Raw genomic sequence first — 12,172 nt, forward strand, 5'->3', positions numbered from 1 at the left:
CCTAAGCGGGCAGGCCCCGTCGGACCCGTTCATTGTTACTAGAATGAACGTTTCTCTGAAAACCATTGATCTCGCTTCTGAAAACTAATGGGCTAAATGTAGCCTCAGCAACAGCATCTCGGCCTATATAGTCTATGATTTCAAGGCAATCATCGCGCCTTCCATCATCGAAAGCAGTAATTGCATCTTGCAAGACTGCCAAGAGAAGTGGTGCCGATTTACGGAGCCTACGCCCACTCACTTCCCGTGCCTTGCGCATATAGGTCTCGCTTTGAAGGTTGATCTGTTCCGTACAGTCCGTTCGTAATTGCTTACAGACCCGAGTGGCGATCAGCGTGCCCAACTCCAGGTCGCCGTACAGATCACCTAGGAAGCGTCACAAAGACGACTAGAACGTATACAACGCGCCTCACTCAAACGTGAGTAGAACGCCTTATCGCCATATGCGCGATAAACTTCATTCTGAAGAATATATCTTGTTTGTTATATTACCTTTGAAGAACTGAACTATCCAGGGCACGTGTTGCTGATCTTCCACTCTTATGTAGGACGGCAATACGGTGAGCGAGGCACGGCCACTGGCACTGATCGTAGAGGACGAGGCCCTGCTTACCCTTCTGACCGAGAGCCTGCTTGCCGCGGAGGGGTTCGACACGATCTTCGCCGTGTGTGAGACAGAGGCCATGGCCCAGGCCGCAGTGGCAGACCGGATCACGGTCGCAGTCGTGAACCTACATCTTGGCGACGACGTTGCCGGTCAGCGCATCATCCGTGCTCTGCGGCAGCACGCTCCAAACCTGCCTGTGGTGGTCATCACCGGCTTCGATAACGACGCACCGCAAGCCGATTTGCGTGGCCTTGGCTGGCCGACACTGAGGCTCCACAAACCCGGCGGCTACGATGCGCTTGTTCCTGCCGTGCTGAACGTCATGGAGCAGGTCCGCACTGGTGCTCGGCCGGCAGGAGGGCGTCGACACACAGACCACAACGTCTAGCATCTGGTCTCAGCGTCACCCCTTTCAGGGTGTTGAGGTCGGACCATCTTTCGGCTTGCGATTGCGGGCAGGAACGGAAGCGACGCCATGCAGACCTCTGTCCTCGAGCGTTTTGAGCAGCGCGCGCCGGCGAGCGTGATGGCACGGATTGCGCTGGAGCACGCCCTCCCGAGCGAGTGGATCGACGCGGTGTTCGAAGAGCATCGGCAGCGGCAGTACTCGCGCGAGCTGCTGTTCTCAACCGTGATCGAGCTGGTGACGCTGGTCTCCCTCGGCCTGCGCCCGTCCTTGCACGCGGCGGCGCGGAGCCTGGAGACGCTGCCGGTGTCGCTCGGCGCGCTCTACGACAAGGTCAATCGCACCGAGCCTGGCGTGCTGCGGGCGCTGGTCCGCGGCAGTGCCGAGCGGCTGGCGCCGGTGACCGTGGGCTGGGATGGCGGCGCCAGCCTGCCGGGCTGGCAGTTGCGCGTACTCGACGGCAACCACCTGCCGGCCAGCGAGAAGCGCCTCGCCCCCTTGCGCGGGCACCGCGGCGCGGCGCTGCCGGGGCACACTTTGGTGGTCTATGATCCGGACTGCGGGCTGGTCACCGACATCCTGCCCTGTGAGGACGCACACCAGAGCGAGCGCGCCGCCGTCGTTGACTTGCTCGACAGCGCTGAACCGGGGCAGCTGTGGATTGCCGATCGGCAGTTCTGCACGCGAACGGTCCTGCTGGGCTGGCAGGCGGCGCAGGCCGGCTTCCTGGTGCGCGAGCACAGCCGTCATCCGAAGCTGGCGGCAGAGGGACCCTGGCGCGACTGCGGCCGCAGCGAGACTGGTGTGGTGCGCGAGCAGCGGATCGAGTTGGCCGGATCGTCCCAGGCTTGGCGGCGCATTGAGCTCACTCTCGACACGCCGACCGAGGCGGGCGAGAGCGTGATCCGACTGTGGAGCAATCTGCCTGAGCGGGTTGACGCGCGACAGATTGCCCAGCTGTATCGTCGGCGGTGGTCGGTGGAAGGCATGTTCCAGCGGCTGGAAGCGGCACTGAACAGCGAGCTGCGCAGCCTCGGTCATCCGCGTGCCGCCCTGCTCGGCTTCGCTGTTGCCGTGCTCGCCTACAATGTCCTCGTCCTGCTGCAACGCTGCATCGAGCAGGCGCATCTGGCCACTCACCCCGCCCTGCAGGTGTCGCTCTACCATTTGGCTCTGCAAGTTCGCGGCGGCTACGAGGGCATGCTCATCGCGCTACCCGACGCGCCGTGGCTATCCGGCAACTCCGACCCAACTGCGGTCGCCGCGCATCTGCTACGGCTCGCCCGCAACGTCGTGCCGCGGCAGGTCGCGGCCAGCCCACGCAAGCCCAAACCGGCCGCAAAGAAGGGCTACGTCGATGGCAAGACCGCACGAACGCACGTCTCAACCGCCCGCGTCCTCGCCGAGGCCAAGGCAGCAACACCCTGAAAGGGGTGGGTCTCAGCGTCCAGTGTGATGGTGTGGACGCCCCCCGACGGCATCGATGTGCCAAGGTGGATGTGTTGAACGATCACCAGAGGAGGCGTCCGTGGGACAGGCTACCACGATTGGGCTCGACCTCGCGAAGAACGTTTTTCAGGCGCACGGTGCTGATGCGGCCGGACATGTGGTGTTCCGCAAGCGCCTGGTGCGGGCCAAGGTGGTGGAGTTCTTCGCGCGACAGGCACCGTGTGTCGTGGCGCTGGAGGCCTGTGGCGGTGCGCATCACTGGGCCCGGGAAATCGGTAAGCTGGGCCATACAGTGCGGCTGATCCCGCCGGCTTACGTCAAGCCCTTCGTCAAGCGGCAGAAGAACGACGCGGCCGATGCCGAGGCGATCTGCGAAGCGGCGCAGCGGCCGGGTATGCGCTTTGTGCCGGTGAAGACCGACGCGCAGCAGGCGAACGCCCTGGTGTTCCGAACCCGCGACCTACTGGTGCGGCAGCGGACGCAGTGCATCAACGCGCTCCGCGGGCACCTGACCGAGTATGGCCATGTCGTGCCGAAGGGGACCGATCACGTTGACCAGCTGGTTGCACTGGTCAAGGACGAGACATCGTCAGTACCGAAGGCTGCACGAGGCATCCTGCAGGTGATGATCGACAGCATCGAGGCGCTCGGGAAGCAGATCGACGACCTCGATGCCGAGATTGGCCGGCGCGCGAAAGACGACCCTGTCGCACAGCGGCTCATGACGATCCCGGGTATCGGTCCGATTGCGGCGACCGCGATTGTCGCTCTGGTGCCAGCACCGGAGGGCTTCCGGGCCGGGCGGGACTTCGCGGCCTGGCTTGGGCTGACCCCGCTGCAGAGATCAACCGGCGGCAAGCAGAAGCTCGGGGCCATCTCGAAGATGGGTGAGCGGACCATCCGCCGGCTGCTCATCTTGGGCGCCAGCGCGGTGGTGCGCTGGGCGGTCCATCGTGGGGCAGCGCCGGGCTCGTGGCTGGCCCAGATGCTCGCGCGCAAGCCGCGCATGCTGGTCACCACTGCGCTGGCCAACAAGACGGCCCGCATCGTCTGGGCCCTGCTGGTGAAGGGCGGGACGTACAAGGCTCCGGCCGTGGCGGCGTAAGCCCATCGCGGCCACCGAGGCGTAGGGCGAGCGAACGGAGGACATGGCGCAACAGTCGGCGAGACGGGATCGGGACAACCAGTGTGCAACACGGTACCTTGAGTACGCCAGTGTGATGTGGACCCGCTCCGCGAACTCCCATGCAGGCCGGCGGCCTATGGCCGCGCAAGAGGCCGGACAGATGGCAGCATCCGACTACGCGTCACCGCACTCCTGCAGTTTTCCCTTGCCCTGAAGGGGGCGTCCACAGATGTTGCACGGATCAGCGGTGTAGACGCACGTAGCCCTACCCGCATTCGAGGTTATGCAACGCGGACATACGTCGGGCGTCCGAGCTCGAGCATGCGGTTCAGCACATTGGCGGCGATGGCGACCTCGGTCTCCTGACGTCCGTCTGTTTGCGATCGGAGCCCATCACCGATGACGCGTTTCCAGCGCGAGATGTCGGCCTCGATCAAGGCACGGTCGTTGTAGCCGGAGGCCTTTTGCCAGCCCATGCGGCCGCGCTCGGCTATACACTGCAGATGGCAGTCTCGCTGTGTTGGTGCAGTCTCCGCAGCGTCGCTCGGCACCGCGTTCGCGCGAGGTGGTACGACCACAGCAGCATCGGGATGCCGTGCCGTGACCTCGGCGTAGACATCGTCACGGTCGTACGCGCCATCACCGCTGAAGGACGCGATCGGCTCCTCAACCTGCTCGAGCAAGGCGCCGACCTGCGAACCATCGTCAGCATCCTTGTCAATCAGCAGCACCGCGACGATCCGGCCCGTGTCGGCGTCGGTAGCAATGTGCAGCTTGCGCCAGCCGCGCCGCCGCTTGCTGCCGTGCTTCTCAACCAGCCACTCGCCGGGGCCACAGAGCTTCAGCCCCGTGCTGTCCACCAGCAGGTGCACGGGCTTGCTGCCCGCCTTTGGCCGCAGCACCTCGAGCGTCTCAGCCCGACGGCTCAGAGTGGTGTAGTCCGGGACGGGCAGAGTGAGACCGAGCAGCTGCAGAATGGAGCCGATCAGCCCCTCGGTCTGGCGCAGCGGCAGGCGGAACACCGCGCGCAGGGTCAGGGCCGTCGTGATGGCCAGGTCGGAGTAGCAGGGCTGCCCGCCTGGGGTGATGCGCGGCGCCGCGTGCCAGGCCTCAATCGCTTCAGCTGTGAACCAGACGGTGAGGCTGCCGCGAGCGCGCAGGCCGGCGTTGTACTCGGCCCAGTTCTTGACCCGGTGCTGCTGGACCGGAATGTGGTGCCGGCGGTCGGCGTTCATTTTGAATGGCATAGTGGGCCCCCTCGAACGAGGGCTCGCCCTCGTCTCAGCCTACCCCACGCCAGCCGATCCGGCGATTGCTGCACCATCTGTGGACGCCCCCTTCTGGGCAAGGGAAAACTGCAGGAGTGCGGTGACGCGTAGTCGGATGCTGCCATCTGTCCGGCCTCTTGCGCGGCCATGGACCGCCGGCCTGCATGGGAATTCGCGGATCAGGTCCAGAGCAAAGCGGCGTACTCAAGGTACGTTGTTGCACACTGGTTTTCCCGATCCCGTCTCGCCGACTGTTGCGCCATGTCCTCCGTTCGCTCGCCCTACGCCTCGGTGGCCGCGGCGGGCTTACGCCGCCACGGCCGGAGCCTTGTACGTCCCGCCCTTCACCAGCAGCGCCCAGACGATCCGGGCCGTCTTGTTGGCCGGCGCGGTGGTGACCAGCATGCGCGGCTTGCGCGTGAGCATCTGCGCCAGCCAGGAGCCCGGCGCTGCCCCACGATGGACCGCCCAGCGCACCACCGCGCTGGCGCCCAGGATGAGCAGCCGGCGGATGGTCCGCTCACCCATCTTCGAGATGGCCCCGAGCTTCTGCTTGCCGCCGGTTGATCTCTGCAGCGGGGTCAGCCCAAGCCAGGCCGCGAAGTCCCGCCCGGCCCGGAAGCCCTCCGGTGCTGGCACCAGAGCAACGATCGCGGTCGCCGCGATCGGGCCGATACCCGGGATCGTCATGAGCCGCCGTACGACAGGGTCGTCCTTCGCGCGCCGGCCAATCTCAGCATCGAGGTCGTCGATCTGCTTCCCGAGCGCCTCGATGCTGTCGATCAGGACCTGCAGGATGCCCCGTGCAGCCTTCGGCACTTACGATGTCTCATCCTTGACCAGAGCAACCAGCTGGTCAACGTGATCGGTCCCCTTCGGCACGACATGGCCATACTCGGTCAGGTGCCCACGGAGCGCGTTGATGCACTGCGTCCGCTGCCGCACCAGCAGGTCGCGGGTCCGGAAAACAAGGGCGTTCGCCTGCTGCGCATCGGTCTTCACCGGCACGAAGCGCATGCCCGGCCGCTGCGCCGCTTCGCAGATCGCCTCGGCATCGGCCACGTCGTTCTTCTGCCGCTTGACGAAGGGCTTGACGTAAGCCGGCGGGATCAGCCGCACCGTGTGGCCCAGCTTGCCGATCTCTCGCGCCCAGTGGTGCGCGCCACCACAGGCCTCCAGCGCCACGACGCATGGTGCTTGTCGGGCAAAGAACTCGAGCACCTTGGCCCGTACCAGGCGCTTGCGGAATACCACATGCCCGGCCGCGTCGGCGCCATGCGCTTGAAATACGTTCTTCGCAACGTCGAGCCCGATTGTGCTAGCCTGTCCCACGGACGCCTCCCCTGATGGTTGCTCAACACCTCCACCTTGGCACATCGATGCCGTCGGGGGGGCGTCCACACCATCAAGGTGGAGAAGCGCGGGTCGAGCGCTGCGTTTGGGACGACAAGGATCTCCTCATCGCTGGCGACAAGATGGCCGCAGAAAGAGACATCCTTCGGCGTGCCTTCTTGTTCGAGACCAACGCGCGAAACGAATTCCTGCCGGTCCTCACCGACGAGCGAAATGGCGGCGATCGGCGTCCCCAGCAGCGCCGCCGCGAGGCGGGTGACCCGATCGAGCTCTTCCTTGCTCGGACCGGCGACCCCCACCCCCTCATAGCAGCCCGTTGAGAAAGCCGTCAGTCAGCCGAACGGGTCTGGTGCAATGCTGAAGGCGATGGCGGCGGTCTGATCGCCGGCGGCGACGATCAGAATGACGACCAAACCACCGTTCTGTGTGGAGATCGCAGCAAGCAAGGCCGAAACCCTGGCCTGGAACCCCCGAGGCGTCCCCGCCCCCGTCAGCAGCCGCATGATCAGGCCGAGGTTGTAGCCGGCGACGTGGATCAGATAACGCTTGTGCAGGTTCTCCCGCCCGCGCAGCCAGGCTCGACGCATGCCACCGCGGTCGAGAATGAGCGCGAAGCTCCGCTCCACCACCTCGGCGCGCAGCTTGAACGCGACGTGGGCAATGCCGGACAGCAGACGAGTGCGGTTGTTCACGACGGCGCGGCGGGCCGCGTCATCGCCATGCCAGCGCGAGAAGCCGTCGCGCTTGGGCTCGGCAATCCGGGTCTTCCACGGCCCGTCGCCGAGCGTCTTCAGCACCTCGCGCGAGTGATATCCTTTGTCGGCCACCATCTCGGCAGGCGCCGCGGCGCTCGGCGCCGCCTCAACCGCGGCCAGGTGCCGGGCCGCACTCGCCAGGGTGTCGGGCAGGGTCGCGGTGTCGCCCCGGTCGGCACTGTGCATCTCGGCCGCGACCACCGCGCCGGTGTCGAGATCCAGCGCGTGCTCGGGCTTGTAGGCCAGGTGGGTGCGGCCGTCCTTCAGCTTGGCAATGCGCGCATCCGGATCGGTCGGGCTCTCCCACTCGGCGTTGGACAGCGTCTTGCCCTTGCGCTTGCGATCCAGCCGGATCAGGTCCTCGGCCGTCGGCGTCTCGATGCCGCTCTCCTTAGCCATGCGCACCAGCATCTCGCGGTAGCTCTCGCCACCGTCGCGCCGCACGATCGCCCGCAGGGCGGCGTTGGCCTCCATGGTCGAGGCATCGACGCCGATCCGCTCGCCTTTGATCAGGCCACGCTCAGCCAGGCGCTGTAGTACCCAGGTGAACACTGCGTCGTGCACCTCGAGCGGCAGACGGGCGCGGGTGCGGCTCAGCCAAGAATGGTCCGGCACGGCTTCGCGCTCGCCGAGGCGAAGGAACTCGCGCAGCGACAGGCTGTCGGCACAGCGCCACTCCAGGCCACGCTCGCTGTCGATCCCCTCGAAGTAGCCGACCAACAGCATGCGGAAGTACCGCCCCGGCGGCAGCGAAGGCCGGCCCTGCCGCGCCGCGTAGTAGGGCGCGCACTGGCCCTCGACGAAGCCATCGAACTCGGCGCTGAGCAGTTCAGCCTGCAGCCGGTCGTAGAACGCGTGCCCGGGCGAGCGCGGCATCTCCGCCCAGGTCACCAGCAGATCCGACTGCCGCCCCTTCTGCCGTCCCAGCGCCATGCCACACCTGCCGCTCGCGTCCAGGACCAACCGAATCAAGCCAGGGCCACTTCGTCAACGGGCTGATAGGCGGCAAGCGCAGCCAAGCGCGCTTCCTCGTCCACGGGCACGGGAGGCGGTACCGCAGGAGGCGGCACCGAGGCGGCAACCGTAACACGGTTGCGCCCGGAGTGCTTGGCTGAATAGAGCGCCGCGTCCGCCGCCGCCAAGAGCGCTTCGGCAAACAGATCCGGATCAGCCGCGGGCAACGCCGTCGCGACGCCGACGCTTACCGTGACCACGCTCGAGGGCAAGTTCGCCGTGTGCGTCAGCCCGACCGCCTCCACCGCGGCACGCACCTGTTCAGCCAACATCTCGGCGCCCGCTGCCGAGGTGTTTGGCAGTAGCACCACGATCTCCTCGCCGCCGTAGCGCGCCACCAGGTCCGCAGGGCGATGGACGGCGGAAGCAACTGCCCCGGCGACGGCCCGCAGGCACGCGTCACCCGCGGGGTGGCCATAGGTATCGTTGAAGAGCTTGAAGCGGTCGACATCGAGTAACAGCAGGGAGACCGGCGTGCTTTCGCGTCGAGCCCGGCTCCACTCTAACGCCAAGGCCTCATCGAAGGCCCGACGGTTGGGCAGGCCGGTCAGACCGTCGGTACGCGCCAGGGCAGCCAGCCTGCGCTCTAGAGCCTTGCGCTCCGTCACGTCGCGCTTGACAGCGACAATGCCTTCAGTCCTGCCGGTCACAGGGTTCCGCAGCGCGCGCCAAGATGCCTCGACCCAGACCGGCGCCCCATCCGGTCGGACGGCACGGAATTCAATTCGGGTGGCCGCCTCACCTCCCCGCAGACGGGCGATGGCGTCCCGGACGGCGGTTGCGTCCTCCGATGTGATATCGTCAAGTAGGTGGCGACCGACGAGCTCCTCCACGGGGCGTCCGTATATCGCGGCGCTCGCGGGCGAGGTGTAGAGCCGCCTACCCTCGGCATCGAGGCGGCATACGCCGTCGCCCGAGTTCTCCGCCAGCAGGCGAAATGTGGCCTCGCTAGCGCGCGCGGCCTCCTCAAGGGTTCGGCGCCGCGCCAACTCGCGGTTCAGACGGATGACCAGGACGGCCATCGCGCCCACGAGGAGGAGTGTCATCCCGCCGATCACGGCGGCCTTGCGCCGCCAAGCCGAGTAGACGTCGTCGACGGCCACGGCGACATTGATGAAGAGCGGTACGCCGTCGAACTGGCGCTGCGTATAAAACCTGGCTCTTGTCGGGATCCGGGGAGATGAGGACTGGCCGGCCTGACCGGAACCTGATGGGATGCAGGGCGGGTGCGGTCCGGTGCTGGAGGCCCTGTCATGGTCGGCGCAGAGCTGGTCAACCTCGCGTCTTTGCTGGACGACGCCAAGTGCTTCGCCATGGTGCGGCAGCACCGCTGGCCGGAGCAGGTGCAGTGTCCTGGCTGCGACAGCAAGGCGGTGGTGCGCGCTGGCCATGATGATAGCCAGCCGCATCGCCAACGCTATCGATGCAACGCCTGCGGCAAGCGCTTCGATGACCTGACCGGCACGGTCCTGGCCGGGCATCACCAGCCCCTGCGTGTCTGGGTGCTGTGCCTCTACTTCATGGGCCTGAACCTGTCGAACCGACAGATCGCCGCGGAACTGGGCCTGTCCGCCTCGGACGTGCAGAGCATGACGGAGCAGCTGCGCTGCGGCTTTGCCGCCAAGACCCCGCCCGTGCGGCTGGAGGGCGACGTCGAGGTGGACGAGGTCTACGTCGTGGCCGGCCACAAAGGCCAGCCTGCTGCGGTCGCAAAAAGGGGCGGCTCGGGCGCCGGCGCCGCCTGGCAGGTGCGCCGGGACGCGGCACGCTGGAGAAGGACAAACCACCCGTCCTCGGGTTGGTCCAGCGTGGCGGCCAGCTGGTCATGCGCATGCTGCCCAATGTGCAGCAGCGGACGATCCAGCCGATCATCACCGCCACGGTCGCGCCGGGGAGCCAAGTCTACACCGACGAGTACGACATCTACGCCCGTCTGGAGGCCTGGGGCTATGGACACCAGACGGTCTGCCATGCTCACGGCGAGTACGCCCGCGACGACGATGGCGATGGCTTTTGCGAGGTGCACGTCAACACCATGGAGGGGGTGTGGTCGCTCCTGCGGTCGTGGCTGCGGCCGCACCGGGGCATCTCCCAGGACAAGCTGCCACTCTATCTCACCTTCTTCGCGTTATTGCACAACGCGCGCCGCCGCGGCAGAGCCCTCCTCGGGCAACTCATCGCCGCGCTGGTGGCCTGACATGCCCCTCCGCGCCGTCACCCCGGATCCCGATAAGAGCCATTCCTTATTGTGCCTGAGTGTGCGCGACGAGGCGGCGCGAAATGATTGAGATCATTGCGATCCAGACGTGCGCGGCAAAGAGGTCGGGCGCGCGGTCGTACACGATGTTGAGCCGGCGGTAGCGGCTGAACCAGGCGAACAGCCGCTCCACCACCCAACGGATCCCGTTCGGCAGGAAGCGCCCATCCCGCGTGCCACCGGGCGAAACAGAGACATGGATGTCGTGCGCGAGTGCCGCTTCAGCGAAGGGAGCGCCCTTGTAGCCGCTGTCGCCGAGGAGATCACCCTGGAAGCCGAGCGCAGCCAGCCGTGGCAGCGTCGGCAGGATGCCCGCGCGGTCGTCCGTGTTGGCCGGGTGAAGCTCGAGATCGAGCAGCGAGCCATGCTTGCCGCATACGACGCAAAGCTTGATGCCCTTGACCAGCTTGCCGCCATCGATGCCGCGCGTCCAGGCGGTCGGGGCCGAACGCAGCGAGCGGCTGTCGGCCACCACCGCCGAGGGCAGGACCTCGTCGCCGCAGGCCAGCCGCCAATCGAACGCGAGACGCTGGCCCAGCCGGCGCCACAGCCCTCGGCGAGACCAGCGGGCAAAGCTGGTGTGCAGCGTGGTGAAGGGAATGCCCGAGAGCAGCCCAGCGATGCGCCACTGCATGCCCCCGAAACTCAGCATCCAGATCAGCCCGATGACGCGCCGTCGCAAGCTCAGGTCCGGCTTGCAGCCGCGGCGATGCACGCCGACCCGCTCGCGGTCCATGGCCGCCAGTTCGGCCTCGACAGCGAAGATGAACACCTCAATGTCGGCCAGGACGTTCCAGCCGTCGCCGGGGCTGGGGTGAGGAATGCGGCGGATAGAGGGGGGCCGCACATCAACGAGGTCGAGAATACCAGCAGAAGGCATTGCCCTCATATGGTGGGGACGGCCCAGCGCTCGCCGAACGTGTCGAGTGCGACCCAAAAAACCTGCTTATTTCGCGTTCAGACTCTTACCACGCCGCGTAGCCCGGTGAATCCAACAAGAAAGGGCAAACGCCAGTCGGGGCATGGGTCACGCCGTCTCACGGTCGGAATAAGGCGTGGCAGATAGGTCGCCGGGAACACCCAGGCAAAGCGTACGACGATCACTGTCGCACTGATCGCCAAACCAACGGCAAGCGCGTGGTCCAGTCCGTTGCTGGCCAGCGTGCCGATCACGATCCGGGCCTGCAATCCGGTCAGCAGGAACACCAGCGCCTCGACCACCCAAGCGAGCTATGCGGGAAACTGGGTGACGGCCTGCTGATCAGGCGGCGGTCTGTGCCGGCGTCTGGATGACCTCGACGCCGTCGCGGAACCTGACACCCTGCACAACCTTCGGCAACTGGTTCTCGCCTTTGAGGCGGCGCCAGCTCTTGGCAGCTGCCATCACGAGCTTGAACACCATCAGCCGGGCAGTGTCCTGCGACAGCGCACCTTTGCTCCTGACCGTGCGGTGTCGGACGGTGGCGAACACACTCTCGATCGGGTTCGAGGTCCGCAGATGATCCCAGTGTTCGGCTGGGAAGTCGTAGAAGGTGAGCAGCGCGTCGCGGTCCTTGAGCAGGCAGCTGACCGCCTTCTCGTACTTGGCCACGTACTTCTCGGTGAAGGTGGTGATCGCCGCCTCGGCGGTGGCGCGGTCGGGCGCCTGCCAGATCTCGCGCAGGTCCTGCTTGGCCGCGGGCTGGACGGACTTCGGCAGTTTGTCCATGACATTGACGGTTTTGTGCACCCAGCAGCGCTGTTGCCGGGTCGTCGGGAAGACCTCCTCGAGCGCCTTCCAGAAGCCGAGCGCGCCGTCGCCGATGGCCAGCTCGGGCGGGATAGCCAGGCCGCGCGCCTTCAGCCCGGCCAGCAGCTCGTGCCAGCTCTGGGCGCTCTCGCGCACCCCGACCTGAAAGCCGACCAGCTCCTTCTTGCCCTCCGGCGTCGCCCCGATC

The 12,172-nt window shown here is 66.4% G+C and carries 10 protein-coding genes and 2 pseudogenes; 5 read left to right on the plus strand and 7 right to left on the minus strand.

The window, feature by feature from the left end; translation table 11 throughout:
- Positions 1 to 560: 560 nt before the first annotated feature.
- The 3 genes from Q7A36_RS35205 (at position 561) to Q7A36_RS35215 (ending at position 3,567) form a co-directional block, all read left to right on the plus strand.
- Positions 561 to 995: a response regulator gene (locus tag Q7A36_RS35205; protein WP_305108474.1), complete on the plus strand. Its 435-nt coding sequence runs from the start codon at positions 561 to 563 to the stop codon at positions 993 to 995.
- 138 nt (positions 996 to 1,133) lie between these two features.
- The gene (locus tag Q7A36_RS35210; RefSeq protein WP_305108482.1) at positions 1,134 to 2,441 is read left to right on the plus strand and encodes an IS4 family transposase; all 1,308 of its coding nucleotides are present in this window, start codon (positions 1,134 to 1,136) and stop codon (positions 2,439 to 2,441) included.
- Between the two features lie 100 nt (positions 2,442 to 2,541).
- The gene (locus Q7A36_RS35215) at positions 2,542 to 3,567 is read left to right on the plus strand and encodes an IS110 family RNA-guided transposase (RefSeq protein WP_305108475.1); all 1,026 of its coding nucleotides are present in this window, start codon (positions 2,542 to 2,544) and stop codon (positions 3,565 to 3,567) included.
- 302 nt (positions 3,568 to 3,869) lie between these two features.
- On the opposite strand, the gene Q7A36_RS35220 is transcribed toward Q7A36_RS35215, so the two are convergent.
- From Q7A36_RS35220 to Q7A36_RS41825, 4 genes and pseudogenes are all read right to left on the minus strand, one after another.
- Entirely contained in the window at positions 3,870 to 4,835 is a 966-nt protein-coding gene (locus Q7A36_RS35220) for an IS5 family transposase (protein ID WP_305108476.1), read from the minus strand.
- Between the two features lie 327 nt (positions 4,836 to 5,162).
- Positions 5,163 to 6,188: pseudogene (locus Q7A36_RS35225) on the minus strand (IS110 family RNA-guided transposase).
- Positions 6,189 to 6,541: 353 nt separating this feature from the next.
- Positions 6,542 to 7,897 carry a transposase gene (locus tag Q7A36_RS35230; RefSeq protein WP_305108477.1) on the minus strand — a complete coding sequence of 452 codons (1,356 nt, stop codon included), beginning with the start codon at positions 7,895 to 7,897 and terminating at the stop codon, positions 6,542 to 6,544.
- Positions 7,898 to 7,932: 35 nt separating this feature from the next.
- Positions 7,933 to 9,024: a sensor domain-containing diguanylate cyclase gene (locus tag Q7A36_RS41825; protein WP_370655763.1), complete on the minus strand. Its 1,092-nt coding sequence runs from the start codon at positions 9,022 to 9,024 to the stop codon at positions 7,933 to 7,935.
- Between the two features lie 267 nt (positions 9,025 to 9,291).
- Here Q7A36_RS41825 and Q7A36_RS41830 point away from each other — a divergent pair.
- Positions 9,292 to 9,384 (plus strand): annotated as a pseudogene (locus Q7A36_RS41830) (hypothetical protein); the annotation flags it as partial.
- 101 nt (positions 9,385 to 9,485) lie between these two features.
- Complete coding sequence (locus Q7A36_RS35240; protein WP_370655762.1) at positions 9,486 to 10,175, plus strand: IS1595 family transposase; 690 nt, start codon at positions 9,486 to 9,488, stop codon at positions 10,173 to 10,175.
- 46 nt (positions 10,176 to 10,221) lie between these two features.
- Here the strand turns inward: Q7A36_RS35240 and Q7A36_RS35245 are convergent, their stop codons facing one another.
- The 3 genes from Q7A36_RS35245 to Q7A36_RS35255 form a co-directional block, all read right to left on the minus strand.
- Positions 10,222 to 11,115 (minus strand): IS5 family transposase, encoded by an 894-nt coding sequence (locus Q7A36_RS35245; RefSeq protein ID WP_305108479.1) that lies wholly within the window; start codon positions 11,113 to 11,115, stop codon positions 10,222 to 10,224.
- Between the two features lie 77 nt (positions 11,116 to 11,192).
- Complete coding sequence (locus Q7A36_RS35250; protein WP_305108480.1) at positions 11,193 to 11,456, minus strand: hypothetical protein; 264 nt, start codon at positions 11,454 to 11,456, stop codon at positions 11,193 to 11,195.
- Between the two features lie 40 nt (positions 11,457 to 11,496).
- Positions 11,497 to 12,172: IS256 family transposase (locus Q7A36_RS35255; protein WP_305108481.1), on the minus strand; the 676-nt coding region annotated here is incomplete at its 5' end.

The organism is Paracraurococcus lichenis (assembly GCF_030657435.1).
Lineage (GTDB): Bacteria > Pseudomonadota > Alphaproteobacteria > Acetobacterales > Acetobacteraceae > Paracraurococcus > Paracraurococcus lichenis.